Source organism: Candidatus Thiopontia autotrophica (assembly GCF_982804495.1).
This window is the reverse complement of record NZ_CEYDPX010000007.1, coordinates 17,567-38,199: the sequence shown is the minus strand read 5'-3', so window position 1 is coordinate 38,199 and position 20,633 is coordinate 17,567. Positions and strand designations below refer to the sequence as shown.

Annotated in this window: 15 protein-coding genes; 1 reads left to right on the top strand and 14 read right to left on the bottom strand. The window is 47.5% G+C overall.

Features of this window, described 5'->3' with window-relative positions; translation table 11 throughout:
• Positions 1 to 54 precede the first annotated feature (54 nt).
• Genes ppnN through AC3ZFK_RS03720 form a run of 3 tightly spaced genes read right to left on the bottom strand, consistent with a single transcriptional unit; the run spans position 55 to position 3,658 of the window.
• The gene (gene ppnN / locus AC3ZFK_RS03730) at positions 55 to 1,452 is read right to left on the bottom strand and encodes a nucleotide 5'-monophosphate nucleosidase PpnN (RefSeq protein WP_487506989.1); all 1,398 of its coding nucleotides are present in this window, start codon (positions 1,450 to 1,452) and stop codon (positions 55 to 57) included.
• The gene (gene tdh, locus AC3ZFK_RS03725; RefSeq protein WP_487507002.1) at positions 1,446 to 2,429 is read right to left on the bottom strand and encodes an L-threonine 3-dehydrogenase; all 984 of its coding nucleotides are present in this window, start codon (positions 2,427 to 2,429) and stop codon (positions 1,446 to 1,448) included. Before tdh ends, ppnN begins: the two co-directional genes overlap by 7 nt.
• 38 nt (positions 2,430 to 2,467) lie before the next feature.
• The gene (locus tag AC3ZFK_RS03720) at positions 2,468 to 3,658 is read right to left on the bottom strand and encodes a glycine C-acetyltransferase (protein WP_487506988.1); all 1,191 of its coding nucleotides are present in this window, start codon (positions 3,656 to 3,658) and stop codon (positions 2,468 to 2,470) included.
• A gap of 229 nt (positions 3,659 to 3,887) precedes the next feature.
• Here AC3ZFK_RS03720 and bioA point away from each other — a divergent pair, with 229 nt between their 5' ends.
• The gene (gene bioA, locus AC3ZFK_RS03715) at positions 3,888 to 5,186 is read left to right on the top strand and encodes an adenosylmethionine--8-amino-7-oxononanoate transaminase (protein WP_487541395.1); all 1,299 of its coding nucleotides are present in this window, start codon (positions 3,888 to 3,890) and stop codon (positions 5,184 to 5,186) included.
• On the opposite strand, the gene AC3ZFK_RS03710 is transcribed toward bioA, so the two are convergent.
• From AC3ZFK_RS03710 to AC3ZFK_RS03660, 11 genes are all read right to left on the bottom strand, one after another.
• Complete coding sequence (locus AC3ZFK_RS03710; protein WP_487506986.1) at positions 5,158 to 6,870, bottom strand: thioredoxin domain-containing protein; 1,713 nt, start codon at positions 6,868 to 6,870, stop codon at positions 5,158 to 5,160. The genes bioA and AC3ZFK_RS03710 overlap by 29 nt on opposite strands.
• A gap of 9 nt (positions 6,871 to 6,879) precedes the next feature.
• Positions 6,880 to 8,790, bottom strand: a complete 1,911-nt coding sequence (locus AC3ZFK_RS03705) for a hypothetical protein (RefSeq protein ID WP_487506985.1) — start codon at positions 8,788 to 8,790, stop codon at positions 6,880 to 6,882.
• Positions 8,791 to 8,840: 50 nt separating this feature from the next.
• Positions 8,841 to 11,963 (bottom strand): efflux RND transporter permease subunit, encoded by a 3,123-nt coding sequence (locus AC3ZFK_RS03700; protein ID WP_487506984.1) that lies wholly within the window; start codon positions 11,961 to 11,963, stop codon positions 8,841 to 8,843.
• A complete protein-coding gene (locus AC3ZFK_RS03695; protein ID WP_487541397.1) occupies positions 11,956 to 13,203 on the bottom strand; it encodes an efflux RND transporter periplasmic adaptor subunit in 1,248 nt (415 codons plus the stop codon). The genes AC3ZFK_RS03700 and AC3ZFK_RS03695 overlap by 8 nt, the downstream gene beginning before the upstream one ends.
• Before the next feature lie 103 nt (positions 13,204 to 13,306).
• Positions 13,307 to 13,681 carry an H-NS histone family protein gene (locus AC3ZFK_RS03690; RefSeq protein ID WP_487506982.1) on the bottom strand — a complete coding sequence of 125 codons (375 nt, stop codon included), beginning with the start codon at positions 13,679 to 13,681 and terminating at the stop codon, positions 13,307 to 13,309.
• Between the two features lie 188 nt (positions 13,682 to 13,869).
• Positions 13,870 to 15,972 (bottom strand): RelA/SpoT family protein, encoded by a 2,103-nt coding sequence (locus AC3ZFK_RS03685; RefSeq protein ID WP_487506981.1) that lies wholly within the window; start codon positions 15,970 to 15,972, stop codon positions 13,870 to 13,872.
• Entirely contained in the window at positions 15,972 to 17,966 is a 1,995-nt protein-coding gene (locus tag AC3ZFK_RS03680) for a YgiQ family radical SAM protein (RefSeq protein WP_489433729.1), read from the bottom strand. The genes AC3ZFK_RS03685 and AC3ZFK_RS03680 overlap by 1 nt, the downstream gene beginning before the upstream one ends.
• Before the next feature lie 68 nt (positions 17,967 to 18,034).
• Complete coding sequence (locus tag AC3ZFK_RS03675) at positions 18,035 to 19,147, bottom strand: energy transducer TonB (protein ID WP_489433728.1); 1,113 nt, start codon at positions 19,145 to 19,147, stop codon at positions 18,035 to 18,037.
• A 2-nt stretch (positions 19,148 to 19,149) separates the two neighbouring features.
• Positions 19,150 to 19,554: an ExbD/TolR family protein gene (locus AC3ZFK_RS03670; protein ID WP_487506978.1), complete on the bottom strand. Its 405-nt coding sequence runs from the start codon at positions 19,552 to 19,554 to the stop codon at positions 19,150 to 19,152.
• An 18-nt stretch (positions 19,555 to 19,572) separates the two neighbouring features.
• Positions 19,573 to 19,971, bottom strand: coding sequence for an ExbD/TolR family protein (locus AC3ZFK_RS03665; protein ID WP_487506977.1), 399 nt, complete (start codon positions 19,969 to 19,971; stop codon positions 19,573 to 19,575).
• A 17-nt stretch (positions 19,972 to 19,988) separates the two neighbouring features.
• Entirely contained in the window at positions 19,989 to 20,624 is a 636-nt protein-coding gene (locus AC3ZFK_RS03660; protein ID WP_487506976.1) for a MotA/TolQ/ExbB proton channel family protein, read from the bottom strand.
• Between the last annotated feature and the right edge of the window lie 9 nt (positions 20,625 to 20,633).

Below are 20,633 nucleotides of genomic sequence, written 5' to 3'. Positions count from 1 at the left end.
ACAAGCGCATCAATGGCGATTGTAATTAGTGGAGACCATAATGTAACTGGGTATCTATCGAATAATCTCGTAACATGGAGTGTATGAATTATTCGGCAGACGCATGCGGAATTGTTCCACAAAGTCTTTCAGAATCAGATCCAGAGGGTCAATAATCTCCGGGTCACCACTTAACTGATAAGGCCCCTTCTCCTCCACTTCACGAATTCCCTGTTCTCTAACATTACCAGCAACTATCCCCGAGAAGGCGCGGCGTAAATTGGCGGCCAACAGATGTGGGTCCTGATCCTTATGGAGATCAAGTTCTGCCATTGATTCATGGGTGGGATGAAACGGTTTCTGAAAGATTGGGTCTATATGCAACTGCCAATTAAAGAAGTATGCGTCACCTGACTCCTTGCGATGAGCAATAACATGATTCACCTCCTGATGAACCTCACGAGCAACTGTCTCTGGATCATTCAAGATAATCTTGAAGCGCTGTTGTGCCTCATACCCCAGGCTCTTGCCGATAAAATTATTAATTCGTTCAAAATAGTCATGGCTCGATGCCGGCCCTGTCATTATTAATGGGAACGGAATATTTTTATTGTCCGGATGAAGAAGTATTCCCAGTAGATACAGAAGCTCCTCTGCACTACCTGGACCACCAGGAAAGAGGACAAAAACATGTCCTATTCTGACAAATGCTTCCAGCCTCTTCTCAATATCCGGTAGTACTACCAGGTTACTAACAATCGGATTTGGAGGCTCTGCAGCAATAATGCCGGGCTCGGTTAGCCCAATATAGCGACCATCCCTGTTTCTCTGTTTGGCATGTCCAAAAGTTGCCCCTTTCATTGGTCCTTTCATGGCGCCGCCACCACATCCAGTGCAGATATTAAGATCACGCAGACCCATCTGGTACCCTACCTCTTTGGTATATGAGTACTCCTCTTCATTGATTGAGTGCCCGCCCCAGCACACCGCAAGACCAGACAGGTCAAGACGGTTGAAGACTGTGGCACGACGCAGGATATGAAAGACTGCATTGCTTATTCCGCTACTCTCATTATTGCTCTGGTCAAAGTAGTTGGAGAGGCGAGTTTCATTTGCAGAATATATGTCACGGGCAACCGAGAATAGATGTTCACGAATACCATTAATCAGCCCCCCGTCAACAAATGCCCTGGTTGGTGCATTGACTAACTCAAACTGAATTCCCCAATCTTGCTTTCTGGGGAAGATGTCGAAATCATGATACTGTTCCAGCACCCGTCTGGAGTCATCAATATCGGTTCCGGTATTCAGGACTGCAAGTGCACAACGACGGAAAAGCTCATGAAGCTCGCCCCTCTCCATGCTGCTATCCAGTATATTTTGTACCTCATGTTGAGATAGCACCCCCAGAGTGCCATCTGGTGAGATAGTGGCATTAATTCGGTCAGCTCTGTTATTGGTTATGTTTACCATTCCAGGATAACCTTGCCGGACTCTCCTGAACGCATCACATCAAACCCCTTCTGGTAATCATCTATCGGAAAGCGATGGGTAATCAGTGGTTGAACATTAAGTCCACTCTCAAGCATTGCTGTCATTTGATACCAGGTGTCGAAAATCTCACGCCCATATATCCCCTTTATCGTAATCATTTTGAAGATCACAAGATTCCAGTCAATACAGGTATTGGATGGCGGGATACCGAGTAGCGCCATCTTGCCACCATGAGCCAGGGTCTTCAGCATCGAGGAGAAGGCATTGGGGCTGCCAGACATCTCCAGACCAACACCAAAACCATTATTTATATTGAGTGAGCTCATCACATCATCAATAGATTCATCCTCAATATTCACAGTACGTATATCAGGATCAACCTCTGCAGCCAGTCCAAGCCGGTATGGATTAATGTCGGTCAGGACAACATTGCGTGCCCCTGCATGGAGGCAGATTGCCGCTCCCATAATGCCGATAGGTCCGGCACCGGTAACCAGCACATCCTCACCAACAACAGGAAATGAGAGTGCGGTATGGACCGCATTTCCCAGCGGGTCAAGGATGGATGCAATTTCATCAGATACGGCATCTGAGAGAGGGAAAAGGTTCTCGGCAGGTATTGACAGTAGCTCTGCAAATGCCCCCTCACGATTCACCCCAATACCCCTGGTATTTGGACAGAGGTGACGTCTTCCAGTAAGGCACTGGCGACATTTTCCACAGGTTATATGCCCCTCACCAGAGACCCTGTCTCCTGGTTTAAACCCCCTGACTTCGCTGCCAGTTGCCTCAATAACACCGGCAAACTCGTGGCCCACGGTCATCGGCACAGGAATGGTTTTTTGCGCCCACTCATCCCAGTTGTAGATATGAATGTCGGTCCCACAGATAGCGCTCTTTGTGATCCTCACCAAGGCATCATTAGGGCCAATTTCTGGCTCAGCAACCTCCTCCATCCAGATGCCCTGCCTGGCATGGCTCTTGACTAATGCCTTCACTGGATAACTCCCAATTTGCGCCCCACCCTGGTGAAGGCATCAATTGCCCTGTCCAACTGTTCTGTAGTGTGAGCTGCGGTCATCTGGGTTCTGATACGAGCCTGCCCATGTGGAACCACAGGGAAGGAGAAGCCAACCACATAAACCCCCTCATCAAGCAACAGGTCAGCCATCTGACCAGCAAGTTTTGCATCTCCTATCATTACCGGAATAATTGGATGCCTGCCCGGGACCAGGCTAAATCCTGCCTGCTCCATCCCTTTACGGAAGTGACGACTATTTTCAATTAGCTGTTCACGCAGTGAGTTACCAGACTCCAGAAGATCCAACACCTTCAGTGAGGTTGCGGCGATAACCGGTGCCAGAGTATTGGAGAAGAGGTATGGGCGAGAACGTTGTCGAAGCCACTCTATAATCTCTTTTCGACCCGAGGTGTAACCTCCGGAAGCCCCACCCATTGCCTTGCCCAGGGTGCCGGTAATAATATCCACTCTTCCCATAACACCACACAGCTCGGGGGTCCCTTTGCCATGGTCACCTACAAATCCAACTGCATGGGAGTCATCAACCATAACCAAGGCATTATATTTGTCGGCAAGATCACATATCTTTTCAAGTTTGGCTATTGAGCCATCCATGGAGAAGACGCCATCGGTAGCAATTAGGCGGTAGCGTGAAGATTGCGCCTCCTTTAGCTTCTCCTCAAGATCATCCATGTCACTATTCAGGTAGCGAAGACGTTTAGCCTTACAGAGGCGGACCCCATCAATAATGCTGGCATGGTTAAGTTGATCACTGATGATTGCATCCTCAGCACCAAGAATAGTCTCAAACAACCCTGTATTGGCATCAAAACATGAGGAGTAGAGAATCGTATCGTCTGTCTCCAAAAACTCACTGATACGCTGCTCCAGCTGCTTGTGAACTTTCTGGGTGCCAACGATAAAACGGACAGAGGCCATACCGTAACCCTTATCTTCAAGTGCCTGTTGAGCACTCTCTATCAGGGTGTGATGGTTGGCCAACCCCAGGTAGTTGTTGGCGCAGAGGTTAATTACCTCCTTGCCATCTTCAATTTTTATAACGGCCTGTTGTGGTGAGGTGACCACCCTCTCACTTTTATAGAGCCCCTCTTCATGTAGTTCTTGGGTCTGTTTTGCAAGATGGTCAAGCAGAGATCCGGACATAGTAATTCTCTTGTTTTTATTCTTTTATAAACTTGTTTTAGGGGGCTGTAGAACTTAATTTTTATTTTTCCACCCTCTTCGTTAAATAGTACCCACTATTCTCCTTAAACGGTGAAAAAATCTCTCTCAAACCAGTTTTCTCTCGCTACGGTGACCTGAATCAGACAGGCTTCTAGAGTATCCCTACCAGCGATGAATCACAAGCCTGCATCAACAGGTACGGTATCATATGCAGATGGCAAATTTTGTTGACGATCTCCTGAGGATTGACAGGAAACATCTCTGGCACCCCTATACATCCATGACAGATCCATTGGCAGTCTATCCTGTGCGCTCTGCCAGAGGAGCAGTCTTGACTCTGGAGGATGGCACAAGACTGATTGATGGAATGTCATCATGGTGGTCGGCAATTCATGGATACAATGTGCCGGAGATTAATGCTGCCATGGAGCAGCAGATTGGAGAGTTTTCCCACGTAATGTTTGGAGGGCTAACCCACAGACCTGCAGTTGGAGTTGCAGAACGACTGTTGGATATTACCCCCTCCTCTCTTAACCATGTTTTTTTATCTGACTCCGGCTCAATCGCGGTAGAGGTTGCATTGAAGATGGCAGTTCAGTACTGGATTGCTGATGGCAAACCTGAAAAAAGCAAGATGGCTGTGCTACGTGGTGGTTATCACGGCGACACATTTGCAACCATGGCGCTGGCTGATCCTGAAAATGGTATGCATGTACTGTTTAACGATCATCTTGCGCACCATTTTTTTATTCCAAGGCCTGCTTGCAAATTTGGCCAGCAGTGGGATCCATCCACCATGGAACCACTACAGCAGCTTCTGGATAAGAGCCATGACGGCATTGCTGCTCTGGTGCTGGAACCGGTCGTACAGGGTGCTGGCGGAATCTATTTTTACCACCCCAATTTTCTGCAGGAGGCGCGGAAGCTTTGTGATAGATACAATGTTTTGTTGATTGCAGATGAGGTAGCCACAGGTTTCGGAAGAACCGGAGAGCTCTTCGGCTGTAACCATGCCAATATTTCTCCAGATATACTCTGTGTTGGCAAAGCTCTTACTGGTGGAGCAGTGACATTGGCTGCAACAGTTACCACCACCACAGTTGCAGAGACAATATCATCATATGGCGATGGGGCTCTAATGCATGGCCCAACCTTTATGGGGAATCCTCTAGCCTGCAGTGCGGCCAATGCAAGTATTGATCTCCTGTTGTCATCACCATGGAGGCAACGTGTTCATGGTATAGAGGATGGATTAAGCAGAGGGTTGGCCCCCTGTAGAGAGTTTGATTCAGTCAGGGATCTGCGCGTGTTGGGGGCTATTGGGGTAGTAGAGATGGTACACCCTGTTGATCTCGCAACAATAGAGCCAATGTTTGTTGAGCACGGGGTATGGGTACGACCATTCGGACGACTTATATATCTGATGCCGCCATTTATTATCAGTGATGATGAGCTGGAGCAGTTAACCAGTGCAGTAGTTAAGGTAGTAGCCTCTCTATCCTGTTAAGCACAGTCACCGGGGATGGAAGTGCCTCTCCAGCCGTGCCGGTAACGATTTCGCTACTATAATTAAGGAGACGTACATTAGTAGCGTGCCACTTCCCACCCCTGTAGAGCCGCCCCTTTGCGGCCCGTACAATTTTGCCAGCAAGCAGTTTAAATCTGTTTTGATCAGTGGCCTCACCCCACCTGAATAGACCATCGGCAACGTAGGCATAATCATCCAAAGACGCCACTACAGAACTATTTTCGCCTCTGAGCCGTAATAATTTCTTGTCATCTCCACTCCAGTAGTTGGTGCTTAGAGTGTCTGCCAGTTGATCCCCAATCTCCCGGTACTCAGCATCTGCTATTTCACCGTTTCGCAGCAACTCGGAAAGAGCTGAGAGTAGCAGTCCATTCCATCCAGATAGCACCTTGTGGTCTCTCGGCAGAGTGCGTTCAAGACGGGCCCTCTGCAGTTTTTTTCTAATGCTCAGAATATCCTCCAACTCTCGCCTGGTGGCTTTGTTGGTATCTGGCATAAAGAGATGAACATCCCCGTCAAGCATGGTGCTATGTGGGTACCACATGGTATCAAACAGAGATTTCTCACCATCATCCAGAAGTTGCTCCAGCTCATCTCTGTCCCAGAGATAGTAACCACCCTCTTGGCCATTGCCATCAACGGCGGATAGACTGGAGATGAATATGCCATCACTGTTTCGCATCTGTTTTACCATAAAATCGATAGTCTCTAGCCCCACAGCCAGGTAGTCTGCCCTATGAAATATTTTTCCGGCACGCAGATATAGTTGTGCCAGCTGTGCATTGTCATAGAGCATCTTCTCGAAATGGGGAATGTTCCAGTCAGGATCAATTGTGTAGCGAAAGAATCCTCCCCCAACTGCATCACGGAGCCCGAGTGTTGCCATACTGTCCAGGGTAACTATCAGATGTTCTTTTAGCAGACTGTTGTCCGATTTTATGTATAGAGATAGCTCTTCCATAAGATGTGGCGTCTCTGGGAACTTGCTCTCCCCACCAAACCCTCCAGAGAGCATGTCAGCATCATCAAGAAGCATCTCGGCTGACGCCTCCATACCATTACTATTTACATTAGAATAACTTGATAGTACATTGTATTTATTGAGATCTTTAATAACGCTTTTTGCTAACGCCCTTAACTCTCCAGGATTGTTATGCCACCTCTTTTCAAGACGCAATAGCAGCTGTTCAAGACGGTCAGGAGGGAGGTAGACAAACCCAAGTAGAGGGGTTCCATCAGGAAGAAGGATGACCTGAAGAGGCCATCCTGCACTGCCGGTTGTTTTCCGGACAAAATCGATCAGGTCTCGATCAACCACAGGGCTAAGTTCGCGATCAATTTTGACCGAGACAAATGAGCGGTTAAGGATTCTGGAGATTTTATGGTTCTTGAAACTCTCTCGCTGCATCACATGACACCAGTGGCAAGAGAAATATCCACTGGAGAGAAAAATCAGTTTGCTGTTCTCATCTGCATGACGGAGGGTTCCCCTCTCCCATGTTCTCCACCCAACCGGATCATCTGCATGCATCTGCAGATATGGCGATGGTGAGTCGGCCAGTGGTGATATCTGCTCCGCAGGTATCGGTACGGAGGCGAAAGAGAGAGGGCTACTGAAAAGCAGCAGTAGCCCTCTATAGATTATGTTGCGAAGAGAATACAACCCCAACTCTTAGATTAGTTGTAGCCCAAGAATCCCTTCCATCTTCTCCGCAGTCTCTGACTTTCCTGTCCTGCTATCTCCTACCAGAGCGACCGTTATACTGACCTCGTCAAGGCTTCCGCCGGAGCGTTCACGCTTCTCAACAGCTAGCTCCTTGATATGGTCGATCAGATCCTCAGCCAGGCGGGTTGGAGCCAGCTGCTCCACCTCGTCACGATCGTGGTAGCCACAACGCTGCAGATCATCATCACTATTCTCGCTATATACACCAGCCATCAACTGACTAAAGGCAACACCAAGATGTAGCTCCTTTTTATCAACCAGCTCTTTGGCAGCAGAGATGAAATGTGCCTCATTACTAAGGTACTGTTCATATAGATCAGGATGGAGAGGAGTATCGTTCTCGTCACGTAAAAGAGGGAAAGGGTTGGCCCAGTAGCTACTCTCTTTTGATCCACGATGAGTATGGGTGCTTCCGGCAGCGACGCGTTCACCAAGACGGAAGTGGTCAATTGCATCGGTGACAGACATGTTTGCATCAATGGTAGATACCCCCTTCTCTATCAAATCAAAGTTATTCATGTAGAGCAGCATATCCAGTGGATCGCCATTCATCACCTCAATATCCTCAGTGACAGGAACAATTTGTCTGGCATTTGATCCAGTATCCTTGTTGTACCCAACCTCTCTACCAATCATCAGTAGTTTTGCCTGCTCGCTAAAACCGTCCAGACATGCAAATGCCCCGGTTTCTGTGCCAAAGAATATTGGCCTGGTTTGATTGTCATCCCCTTTCTGCAGAGAGATACGGCCCATATCATCAGCCTTGATAAGCATCTCACCAATATAGGGCTGATTCTCTTCGTCAAAATGGACCATATAGCGGGTACAACCACAATGTAGTGGAAGCTCTCCCTTTTGGATGGCAAGCACATTATGCAGAGTCAATATCGGCTTTTTGCAGTAACCAAAATATTTAAGCTCATCACGATTCGGAACAAGCCCAACCAGTATCTGGTTCTCTTCATCCCAAAAATATCCAAGATCATTCGGCTCGGCATTGGGGTCACCAAAGATAAAGACCCCATCTGGACGGCGATTTTCCTTGATATCACTAATACTGGCAAATGGAAACAGATTGAGGAGCCCAGGCTCCATCTCAACACTGCCACGTGACTTATGCAGATAAGCAACTATCAACCATGCTCCAACCTGGAGAGGAACTGATACCCAATCGTCAGGATTGAACTGATCCATTTTGAGAGGATTATGATCCAGCTCATAGAATGGCTCTGCGCGCTTGTTTGATGGCGTAGAATAATCTACACCAGTACGAATATCTGCAGCAATGGTAAGGGGCACATGTGATAGCGGCACATAATCTGCAGGCAGATTGAAGTAGTGTCCGGAGATCTCTCCCGCAGTGACATTTGGTGAAGCATCAAGACCATGACTTCTGCGAACACCATGTTCCATACCAACTTTGCGAAGCAGACGTCTTCTGGTCTGCAATATCAAATCAGAGAGAGTGGTTGCTTTCTCTGTCACCTTGTCCTTGACGGAATCAGGGGTTTCGAGTCCTGTAGAGATGACATCATTCTGCAATCTGACCAGGCGCGAATAACTGCTGGAACGAAAATGGTGGAATGCTCCATCGATGAAACGAACCAGGTTACGGGAACGCTCCATATCATTCTCGGCAATCTCTTCCTGGTCGAGAACCTGCAGAATATCGCGGGCACAAACACCCTTGATGAAATCGATCTTGTGTGTTGCTTCGTTGTGTTGACGCTCATCCCTGTGGTCGAGGTTGTCAATAAATTCGTTTTTGTAAGTTTTGAGGAATCGTGAAAAAGGGAGGCTCTTTACAAGCTGCTCCGGGGTGTTACATCCTTCACGAATTTCTAGAATCTGCTCCATTTGATCCATCCGATGCCAAAAAAGGAGCTGAATTCTACCACAAATTCAACTCAAGCTCCTCCATCGTTGAAGCTAGGAGCCTCTTTCATGGGAGAAATTGATTCATGTATGGACAACAGTGCAGGGACAAAAAGCAGAACCAGGAATGTAGAGACGGCCAATCCGAATGATATCGATATCGCCATGGGGATCAGGTATTGTGCCTGCAAGGAACGCTCAAACAGGAGCGGTAACAGTCCAGCAATTGTAGTGAGTGAGGTGAGTAATACAGCCCTGAGGCGTGCTCCTGCTGCTTGAACAATAGCCTCTCTAACCTCTATTCCCTGAGCGCGTAGTTTGCGGAAGAATGTAAGGAGAATAATTGAATCATTTACCACGATACCAGAGAGCGCAAATAGACCAAACAGCGAGAGTAGCGTGATATCCATCCCCATAATCCAGTGCCCAAGGAAGGAGCCAATCACTCCAAACGGGATGGCGGCCATCACTACCAGAGGCCAGCCGTAGGAGGAGAACACCCACGCCAGAACGATATAGATCAATAATAGCGCCAGAGCCCCGCCCTGAACCATATCTCCCATAGTCTCCCGCTCATCTGCATTTTTGCCCTCAAAACTATATTGCACCGGATATTTCTGGGTAATTTCTGGCAATACTGTCTCCTCTAACTGCTTTATAAGGTCTGATACATTCTGATTGTCTGTATCAACGTCTGCCATAACGTTTACAGCCATCACTCCATCACTGTGACGAATTACCTCAAAGCCTCGACGCGGCTGAAATTCAACCAGATTAACCAGAGGTATCGCCTCACCACCAGCCGCCATGAACATGAAACTATGGAGAGAAGAGATTCTTCTGCGCTCCTCATCTGGCAACAACACCCTCACCTCGAGCTCTTCATCTCCCTCGTTATATATCTGTATCCGTTTTCCATCAAATGCGGCATGCAGCTGACTACTTATCTCCTGCAGGGAGATCCCTCGTTGCTGCCCCTCTGCACTGAGTGAGAAGATCATCTGCTCCTTGCCATAAGGCATATCGTCCTCAACCGATAGAACCCCTTCTGTTGAGCGTAATACATCCATTATTTCATTGGAGGCAGATTTGATCTGGTCCATATTTTCCCCACGTCCGGTTAGACGAATCTCTACATCTTTTCCAGCTGGCCCATGTTTGCGTTTCTCTATGGTAAGGGTCTCGAGACCAGCGGCCTCTGGGGTCATTTTTTTCCATTGAGAGATGAATTCCCGCACCCTCAGGGTTCTATTTTCTGCAGGAATCAACTCTATAATCATTGAACCGAATTGGTCCCCGACCCTTCTGGTTCCTGCCCCTCTGGAACCAGACACTCCTCTGCGTGACTCAACTGCTGCTATAAGATCCCCGCCCAACTCTGACTCTGTCTGATATAGAGAGTGCTCCAGCTTCTTCATATATTCATCAACCGTGCTTTTTGGAGTTCCAGAGACAAAATCCACATTGGCGTAAAAGAGGTTCCCTTCGGGAGATGGGAAAAAACTGAAGGAGAGGCGTCCTCCGGCAACCAGCCCCAGAGTCAGTATAAGTAGAGCAATAGTTGAACTTATTACAATGCCACGATGGTAAAGTGCCCAGCGAACCAGTGGTTGAAAACGGTTCTCTCTAAAGGAGTTGAAGGTGTTATCAATCCTCTTGCGGATCTTGCTGGTTTTGTGATGGTGAGCCCTGGAAAATGTATGTTGAAGGTGGCCCGGTAACACCATAAAACACTCAATCAGTGACGCTATCAGTACACATACAATAATAATTGGGATATCTATAAGTATCTTGCCCATCTGCCCCCCAATCAACAGAAGAGGTAGAAATGCTGCAATGGTGGTGAGTGAGGAAGAGAGCACTGGATAGAACATGCGCCTGGCACCGCCTTCAGCTGCATGAACTGCCCCTTCGCCTCTCTGGTAATGGGCAAGTGCATCCTCGCCTACCACAATTGCATCATCAACTATTATTCCCAGAGCCATAATCAGGGCAAAAAGGCTAACCATATTGATTGAGCCGCCGATAGCGTAGAGTATTGCCAGGGTCGCCAGAAATGATGTGGGGATTCCAACGGCAACCCAGAATGCAACTCGTCCATTCAGGAAGAGAAAGAGGATTCCTATAACCAGTATGAGGCCACCAGCTCCGTTATGGATTAAGAGCGTCAACCGCTCTTTAATCATGCTCCAGCTCTCATCAAAGCGGTGAACCTCCACTCCAGGGGGCAAAGTTGTGGTAGCCAGCTCATCCATCCATGCAATCATGATCTCTGCCGACTCCAGAGAGTCTGCATGCTCTGCACGCATTAATCTCATCTCTATGGCAGGTACCCCGTGGAAAAAAGTACTGGTCTCGTTTCTCTGTTCTCTATGAGTTATGTCGGCAATTGAGCCGAGTGAGACCTGTCTTCCATCTGCCCCTTTCTGGAATACAAGTGATGAAAATTGCTGTTCACCGCGCAGCTGCCCCGGAGTTCTAAGTTGTCTGCTGTTGTCATCTTCCCCAACCTGACCAGCCGGATCATTTCTGCTCATCTGTCTGATCTGCTCTCCAATTTGCTCATGGGAGGCTCCAAGATCTACAGCAATATCCATTGGGATCTGTATGGCAATCTCCGTATCCGGAAGGCCATTTATGTATATTTTCGCAATTCCTCTGCGCAATAACTCTCTTTCGTACTCACGAATAAGTGAGCGAATTTCATCAACTCCTTCGGTTGAGGAGATTACTACCCTGGCAATAGGGTCATGACGAACTTTTCTGTATATTTTTGGGGTCTCAGCATCAACCGGAAGAGAACGGACACTATTAACAGACTCTTTTACCCGTTCTGTGGCCCACTGCATATCACTGGTATCATCAAATTCCAGAGATATTGAGGAGACCCCCTCTGCACTGGTGGAGGTCATCAGATTAACCCCATCAACCTGTCGCAGCTCCTGTTCAAGCGGTGTGGTTATTGAGGCGGCAACATCCTCTGTAGATGCACCTGGCCAGGAGACGCGGACCTTAACAATCTCTACAGAAAAACTTGGAAAGAACTGTCGGTTCATATGGGTAACTCCCCATATTCCAGCCAGTATCATGATCAACATGAGAAGATTTGCCGCAACCTTGTGGCGAGCAAAACGACCAATGAGATCGTTATTCATATCGAACCTTGATTCCCTTCATTGCCTCTGGAAGATGGGTAGTTACAATCCTGTCACCCATTCTCAGATTGGCGCCACTAACCACAATTGTTGACTCGTTACCTGTTACATCCAATGGGGATCCCCATCCCAGATTATTAACCTTGATCGGTTCCAGTCTTCCGTCCGCATCAATACGATATATTCTACTGTTTTCATAAAGTGCCTCATACGGGATAACAATAGTGTCAGTAACAGCAGGAAGTGTTACCGATAGCTCCAGCGCACGACCAGGTAGAGGGTGAATTTCTGACTCAATAATTTCAAATACCCCTTCAACTCCACCAACAGCATCTACCCTGTCCGCAATCAGTCTGGTTAAAACTGCCTTGATGGGGCTGTTGTCTACGGTGCCGTTCATATGAATCTTCTCTCCACGATCAAGACCGCCTCTTATCTGCTCTATAGCAGTTCTTGGTATCTGTGCACGAACCTGGATTGATTGTGGGTCATATAGCGAAATTAGAGTATCCCCAGAGCGTACTCTTCCTCCGACAGCAACTGAAACTTTGTGGACGATAGCCTGATAAGGGGCAACCAGTCTGGTGCGTTGCAGATCAATCTCTCTCTGCTCCAATAGAGCTTGCAGACGCTCCTTCTGAGCCAGCAGTCGACGCTTCTGAGGCTCAAATTGGTCAATCTGTTGTCTGCGGCCCCGTATCTGAATTTGCATGTTTTCGATCTGCTGTCGAGTCTGATCTATCGTAGATTGAGATACCATGCTGTTACCTTTGAGCTGCATGATCCGCTCAAGCTCATCTCTCTTTAACTGGAGCAGCTGCTGCTCCCTCTTTAATGTATCCAGATCAGCTTGATAACCAATCTCCTCAAGTCTGATCTTCTCGTCAGTCTCACGAATTTCAGCTTGGCGCTGTGATACCAAAAGAGTACTTTCCCTTGAGTCCAGCTCGATCAATAGGCCACCTTTTTCAGGATTGTCGCCATCATGAGACAAGACGTCTACTACCCCGGCATTAAGCGTTGATTTTATCTCTGTAAATGTGGCCGCCTCTGTTGTGCCATACAGTGTAAGGCGGGGGTGATTATTGGCCAGAGAAGCCTCCACTGTATTAACACGCCAGACTACCTCTTCAGAGCGGACGATTGGACGATCTTCTTTGGATGTTTTAAGAGCAATAAAACCGGCAACGGCAATTGCCAATATCAAAACAGGTACAATAAAGCGGAGAATCTTTTTCATTCTATTCTTCTAGTTATGATGTTCTCGACAGTTTACCATGTAGTTTCTACACAAAAAAAGCCTGTTATAAAACAGGCTTTTTTTGTCTCTAAAGTAGCTTACCTTACTGGTTTGCGATTTTAAGTTTATCTCTACCACCATATTTCTTCTCTGCAGCAACCACCCATTTTGGTGATCTGCCACGACCAGTCCAGGTCTCGGCAGAATTATCCGGATTACGGTAAACAGGTTTCACCTTGGCGCGTTTCGCTGCAGGCCTGCCTTTGCCTTTGCCTTTGCCTTTAGTGGATGCAGCCAACTTCTTGATTGTGGCTGCACCATATTTCTTGGCAAGTGCCGCCAGCTCTTTTTGTGCCTTGGCTTGGGCTGCACCATCTTTCTTTCTGCGGTCAGCTTCAGTCGTCATTTTTTTAAGCTCAGCTGTCATTTTCTTGATAGCTGAAGCAAGCTTGGCATCACTCATTTTATTCATGTTCATACAAAGTCCTCTAACAAAATAGTTCTTGAATATCTCTCAAATTCAATGCTGATCAATTTTTTTATAATAGGCAGCCTTGAAATGTATTGGGACTATAATACATATAGTTATTGGTTGTAAATAATTTATTTATTTTTTTTGTTTACTTTATGTCTTGCCTCTATTGCAACTATTTATACAGAAACGCCTTACCCATTATCTCTGACAGCAGAGATGACGTTCCTTACCCTTGCGAGCTTATCAAGAATTTTACTGAATCTATCTTTCGATTTTAGCCCAACAGTCAATGTTATATGGGCTGTATGGTTATCCCTGTCTGTGGATGTGTTAATAGAATCTATGTTGCCGCCCTCGTTTCTAAACAGGGTTGTAATATCACTAAGAAGTCCTGATCGGTCATAAGCCTTGATGATTATTTTATATTCACTCTCCCCGGCATCGACAGCCCCCCATGAAACCTCAATAACCCGTTCCGGTTCAGTCTCAATAAGATGGAGCGCATTGGGACACTCTTGGTGGTGAATTGTTACCCCACGACCACGGGTAATAAAACCGATAACAGGGTCTGGATCAACTGGATGGCAGCAATTAGCTATGCTGGTCATTAGTTTACCAACACCACGGATGGATATCTGGTTACTATCAATAACATCTGGCTCAGAATGTTTTTTTACTTTTCTCTTTTTACTATATACAGATGTTAATGATGATATTGCCCCTGCAATCTGTCCGCAGGTTATATCTCCCTGCCCAATTGCACCATATAGAGATTCTGGACTTTTCTGTTCATAACGCTCAACCAGTTTTTTAATTGCAAGATCTGGCTGTCCTGCACGCACCATTTCACGTTCAAGAATGGCTCTTCCAGCAGCTACGTTCTCTTCAAAATCCTGCTTTCTAAACCATTGCCGCACTCGGTAACGTGCTCGTGAGGTGTGAAGATACCCAAGATTTGGGTTCATCCAGTCCCTGGTGGGGCCTCCCTCTTTTACTGTAAGAATCTCTACCCGTTGCCCTGACTCCAGGGGGTGGTTTAAAGGCACTATCTTTCCATCCACCTTGGCACCTCGAGTTCGGTGTCCCAGTCCACTATGGATGGTATATGCAAAATCGAGCGCAGTCCCCCCTTCTGGAAGCTCTATCACTTCACCTTCCGGGGTCAGTACATAGATATGCTCCTCCACCATCTCATCCCTGAACTGTTCGGCCATTCCCTCCTGCTCAGAGACCTCATCTTTCCATTCGAGCAGCTGCCTCAGCCAGTGGATTTTTTTCTCGAATCCAGGGTCATACCTTGTCCCCTCCTTGTATCTCCAGTGCGCTGCCACTCCTAGTTCGGCCGCATCATGCATCTCGTGGGTACGTATCTGAATCTCTAGAATCCGTCCCTGCGGGCCATGTACGGCCGTATGTATAGAACGATAGTTGTTACCCTTGGGGTTTGCGATGTAGTCATCAAACTCTCTGGAGATATGGGACCAAAGACCATGCACAACCCCGAGCGCCGCATAACAGTCAGATACTGTATCTACCAGAATACGAACTGCGTGGAGATCATAAAGTGAATCAACCTCTACACTCTTCCTCTGCATCTTTTTCCATATACTGTAGAGATGTTTGGTGCGACCAGTCACAGAACCCTTGATTGATTCATTTTTCAGGGCATTCTCGATAGCGGTGATGGAGTGGTTTATATATGTATCGCGCTCAACCCGTTTCTGATCTATCTGTCGAGATAACCTCTGGTATGCATCTGGTTCAAGCTTGCGAAATGCAAGGTCCTCAAGTTGCCACTTCATGGCTCCCATTCCAAGACGGTTTGCCAGTGGGGCAAGTACATTTCTTGTAAGCATGGCATTCTCTATCTGCTGCTCTTCCGAGAGAGATCCAGAATTGCTCATAAGATTTAGATGCTCAGCCAATTTAATAACTACAACACGTACATCTTCAGCCATTGCCAGCAACATTTTTCGCAGATTTTCATGCTGTGACTCCTGTTGCATCTCAATGTTGTAAAGATGGGAGTGAAGTGCTGTCATCTCTACAGTACCCTGGATCAGTCGATAGACAACTTCTCCAAAGATCTCCTCAAGATTATGATCCAGTGACAGTGGCGCCCGCTGGTGATATGTGTAGAGCATTGCGGCAGAGATCATCTCATGATCCTGTGGAGCAAACTCATGTACCAGTTTGGCAACAGCAGAAGCATCATCCATGGCAGCTCTGTTGCCATCACTCTCTATCCAGCTCCATGCCTTCTCAATGACAACTGACTGTTTAATAAAATCCATCACTTTTTTCTGCGTCCTCTATTGACCACTTTGCCATATCTGTTTCTCGCTCTTTTCTGCTCAGCAGGAACCAGTTGCTCTTTGCCGGATCCTATCCAGCTACTTAACCCCATATCTTTCAAGGCTTGGCGCAGCAGTGGCCAGTTATTGGGGTCGTGGTAGCGCAGAAACGCCTTATGCAATCTCCGCCTTCTCCCCCCTTTTGGAATTGGCATTGAATCTGTATCACCCTTGATCTTGCGTAGCGGATTGTGTGTTGAGTGGTACATGGTAGTTGCCAGAGACATTGGGGTAGGCAGAAAGTTCTGTACCTGATCAGGACGGAACCTGTTCTTTTTTAGCCAGAGCGCAAGATCTGCCATATCCCTGTCTGTGGTTCCTGGATGGGCCGCAATAAAATACGGTATCAGATACTGCTCCTTTCCTGCTTTTTTGGAGAAGCGGTCAAACATCTCTCGAAATCGATAGAAGACATCTATTCCTGGTTTCATCATCTTGCTGAGCGGGCCATCTTCAGTATGTTCCGGAGCGATTTTCAGATACCCGCCAACATGGTGGGTTACCAGCTCCTCAATATATTCTGGAGAACGTACAGCCAGATCGTAGCGCAAGCCGGAGGCAATAAATATTCGCTTAACTCCAGGCAGCTCACGCGCCTTTCGGTATAGATTAATCAGCGGTTGATGGTTGGTATCCATATGTTTGCAGATTGCAGGATATACACAGGATAGTCGCCTGCAAGCCGACTCTATCTCTCTGCTTTTGCAGCGCATCCTGTACATGTTTGCAGTTGGTCCTCCGAGATCGGAGATATTCCCTGTGAATCCCGGGATTGACTTGATCTCCTCAATCTCGCGAAGAATAGAGCTCTCCGAACGGTTCTGAATAATTCTTCCTTCATGCTCTGTTATTGAGCAGAAAGTACATCCGCCAAAACAGCCTCGCATAATGTTGATCGAGAACCTGATCATCTCATAAGCGGGAAGCCTTGCACCTTTGTAGGATGGGTGTGGTTGACGTGTATAAGGCAACTCATAGACCCGATCCAACTCCTCCGTAGTAAGAGGCTCCGGAGGCGGATTAAGCCACAGCTGCTGGTCCCCATGCGGCTGAAGTAGTGCACGTGCATTTCCAGGATTTGTCTCAAGGTGGAAAAAACGTGAGGTGTGGGCGTACAGTCTCTTATCCCCTTTTACCTGTTCAAAGGATGGCAGGGTGATGACTGTATGGCTACGCTCCACACCTTTTCTGGTGTTACCACTGCTGCGTTCTCCCTTTGGCAGCTCTGACAAATCCAGAATATCCCAGCCTGAAATACTTTCAGAGAGCTCGCCAGATTTAAGAAGATAGGCACTTCCACGAAGGTCACGGATTGTTTCTACTGGCTCCCCCGATGCAAGCCTGTGTGCCACCTCTACAATGGCACGCTCTGCATTTCCATAAAGCAGAAGATCGGCACGTGCATCAACAAGAATTGACCTGCGCACCTTGTCTGACCAGTAATCATAGTGAGCAAGTCTGCGCAGACTTGCCTCGATCCCTCCGATAATAATCGGGACCTCATTGTAGGCCTCACGACAACGTTGGCTATAGACTATGGTGGAACGGTCCGGTCGCCTGCCCCCTTCACCGCCCGGGGTATAGGCATCATCCTTGCGGATTTTCTGGTCAGAGGTGTAGCGGTTCACCATGGAGTCCATGTTTCCCGCTGTTACCCCAAAGAACAGGTTGGGCTTTCCCAATGAACGAAACTGATCTACACACTGCCACTCTGGCTGAGAGATGATACCAACCCGAAACCCCTGAGACTCCAACAGGCGTCCTACCAGAGCCATTCCAAAACTTGGGTGGTCAACATAACCATCACCGGTAATCAGAATAATGTCGCATGAGTCCCACCCCAACTCATCCATCTCTTCTCGAGACATAGGCAGAACAGGTGCAACCCCAAAGCGATGCGCCCAATACTTACGTCTGGAGAAGAGTGATTTCATTGGCTTATTATACTCTCAGCCATGATGGATAGACGAAGAGTGGAAAAGTAGAAAAAACCCAGGGCTATCTATTTTGATAGTTCGATAGTTACAGGGAAGGCAAATGCCACCTTATCGTTTTTCATCTCATCAGGTAGCGGTGCAAATGGTTGAGCTATCTGAATCATCTGTTTTACTGCATCATCCAGCTCTACATGGTTAGAACTTTCGATAATCTCGGTCTCCAGTAGCTCTCCTGCACGATTCAGTACAAACCTGACAACAACTCTCCCTTCAATTAGGTGTTTTTCCGCAATGGTTTGGGGGTATATGGTTAGACCGTTGAGCTTGAGACGCATTTTGTCACGATAGGCAAAACCAACTCCGGTTGCTCCAGAATACTTCTTGCGCCAACTTTTGCCCCCCCTCTTTTTGGCGACAGTGGTTGTTTTGATTTTACTGCTATCGCTAGTTTCAGCAATCTGTGGGACAGGCGCCTCAAATTTTAACTCCTCCGCCTGAATCTCTGGCAGAGACTCCATCTCCAGCTCCTCAAAGTGAATCTGCTCTATCTCTATCTCAGCAAGAATGACCTCTGCTTCATCTGTCTGAAAAGATGTTATGTCAGTTGATGGAAGGAAGTTGTCAAGGCTCACATTTGGAATCATCAACCCCTCGTCAGCATCTACAGGTTGCATGGCTACTATGGAGAGATCAGATACAGTATCAACAGCCACCTCAGTCAACTCTGTTGATATTGGTATTATCATGCGGGGAACAGTAGCCTCCAGCTCTACTGTTGACTGCTCCTCCATCTCCGCATCTTCTCCAGCAGGCTCTTCAACAGGGGCGGCAGCCTCTAGTTCGACTACTGGCTGTTGATCCATATCGGCGTCTGCCCCTGCCGGCTCTTCAACGGGAACAACCTCCAGGGCAACCCCGGGTGATACTGACTCTGCAAGTGGTTGAGGGGAGTCATCCAGAGATATCATAGGCACTACTTCACTGGTGATGGCCTCAGGTTGATCCAGCACCAGTTTTTCCAGAATTTCCGGATCGGCCAGCATTACCGTAAAAGTGCTCTCAGTTATGCGCTTGACTATGGGTGCCAACTGATAAGATGGCATAAACTGAATAAGCAGAATATGGACCAACATTGAGCCTGTCAGTGCAACAAACCACTCGCGTGACTGGATAACCATAGCTATGGGGCAACCTCGGTAACCAGATCAACCTTGCGTACCCCACCCCTGCGAACCTGCTCCAGAAGCTCAATCACATCGTGAGAATCGACTCGGCTATCAGCATGAACCTCTATTGATGGCGGAATACGATTCTGGTACGCATTGTCTATAAGGTAGCGTAGCTGATAGTTATTTTTTATCTCTCTGTCACCGACAGCCATATTGCCATCCTGATCAATAAAGATTGATAGATCCATCTGATCTACCGTTGCATCGCTACTGGAGTGTGGATGCTCTATCTCCCAGAGTCCTGGACTACTGACAGTGCCTGCAACAAGAAAGAATATGATCAAAAGAAATATGACACTTACCAGTGGCGTCATATCCATCTCTGAATGTTTTTTTCTATGGTAATTGAACTGCATAATCTGTTTGCAGAGCCTCTAGCGAATAAGACTGACCAGATTGGCCCCGCCAGCACGGAGTTGATCCATCACGACGACCACCTGTTGCAGTGGAAGGTCAGCATCAGGGCGGACAATAAATCTGGAGTTTGGTCTTTTTTGCAGCAGTTGATTTGCCTTGGCAGCAAGTTGTTCAGCATTAACCTCTCTTCCGTTGAAGTCAATCCTTCCGCCCTCGTGGATACGAACCAGTGATGCCCCTTGCCAGGCACTATTGCCCTCACCTTTTTCTGCAGGAATATCGAGAGACAGCTTTCTCTGCTGAGAGAAGCTTGTGGTCAGCATAAAGAAGATAAGAAGCAGGAAAACGATATCTATAAGTGAGGTCAGGCTAAGCCAGCGCCTCTTCGATTGATATCCAGCAGCATTAAATTGCATGACGGACGCCCTGCGAGCTATCCAGCGCGGCGAATTGCGCTGAGTGTTCTGGTTACACTATCCCCCATATCCTGCCTGACACGTTCCACTATCCCCTCTAGCCAATTTACCGTGGCCAGTGCAGGAATAGCGATGGCAAGTCCAAAGGCTGTTGTAATCAGGGCCTCCCAGATTCCACCTGCCAGCATGGTTACATCGACCTGCACACCTGCCGCCTCAAGCTGCATAAATGCCTGAATCATTCCAAGCACTGTTCCCAACAGCCCCAGCAGAGGGCTTAGGTGGGCTACAGCATCAAGCCCTCTAATGTATGATGTCAGATGCTCAAGCTGGCTTCTGCCCTCACTCTCCAGCTCCTCCTTGGCAGCGCTGTTATCATCAATGGAGGTTCCCGTATCACATAGCTCGATAGCCCGCTCCATAACTCGCGCAACCGGATTTTTTCGACCGGAGAGTTCTGTAGCAGCAATACTCTTCTGCCCGCGCTCAATATTCTGTATGGCTCTATCTATAAAGTCATTGGAGCCAAACAGCACCTTACGTGACTGAAAATGGTAGAGCTTGAGTAAAAAAATTGCGAAACCATAAACCGAGAGTGCCAATAAAATAATGGCTACAGTTCCGCCCTTACTAATGAGTAGCTCAATATCCATATTGAATCC

Bases quoted from the DNA above. Each gene is read 5' to 3' on its own strand.
- ppnN (WP_487506989.1), bottom strand. From the start codon at position 1,452: ATGGTAAACATAACCAATAACAGAGCTGACCGAATTAATGCCACTATC.
- tdh (WP_487507002.1), bottom strand. From the start codon at position 2,429: ATGGAGGAGGTTGCTGAGCCAGAAATTGGCCCTAATGATGCCTTGGTG.
- AC3ZFK_RS03720 (WP_487506988.1), bottom strand. From the start codon at position 3,658: ATGTCCGGATCTCTGCTTGACCATCTTGCAAAACAGACCCAAGAACTA.
- bioA (WP_487541395.1), top strand. From the start codon at position 3,888: ATGCAGATGGCAAATTTTGTTGACGATCTCCTGAGGATTGACAGGAAA.
- AC3ZFK_RS03705 (WP_487506985.1), bottom strand. From the start codon at position 8,790: ATGGAGCAGATTCTAGAAATTCGTGAAGGATGTAACACCCCGGAGCAG.
- AC3ZFK_RS03700 (WP_487506984.1), bottom strand. From the start codon at position 11,963: ATGAATAACGATCTCATTGGTCGTTTTGCTCGCCACAAGGTTGCGGCA.
- AC3ZFK_RS03695 (WP_487541397.1), bottom strand. From the start codon at position 13,203: ATGAAAAAGATTCTCCGCTTTATTGTACCTGTTTTGATATTGGCAATT.
- AC3ZFK_RS03690 (WP_487506982.1), bottom strand. From the start codon at position 13,681: ATGAACATGAATAAAATGAGTGATGCCAAGCTTGCTTCAGCTATCAAG.
- AC3ZFK_RS03685 (WP_487506981.1), bottom strand. From the start codon at position 15,972: ATGGATTTTATTAAACAGTCAGTTGTCATTGAGAAGGCATGGAGCTGG.
- AC3ZFK_RS03680 (WP_489433729.1), bottom strand. From the start codon at position 17,966: ATGAAATCACTCTTCTCCAGACGTAAGTATTGGGCGCATCGCTTTGGG.
- AC3ZFK_RS03675 (WP_489433728.1), bottom strand. From the start codon at position 19,147: ATGGTTATCCAGTCACGCGAGTGGTTTGTTGCACTGACAGGCTCAATG.
- AC3ZFK_RS03670 (WP_487506978.1), bottom strand. From the start codon at position 19,554: ATGCAGTTCAATTACCATAGAAAAAAACATTCAGAGATGGATATGACG.
- AC3ZFK_RS03665 (WP_487506977.1), bottom strand. From the start codon at position 19,971: ATGCAATTTAATGCTGCTGGATATCAATCGAAGAGGCGCTGGCTTAGC.
- AC3ZFK_RS03660 (WP_487506976.1), bottom strand. From the start codon at position 20,624: ATGGATATTGAGCTACTCATTAGTAAGGGCGGAACTGTAGCCATTATT.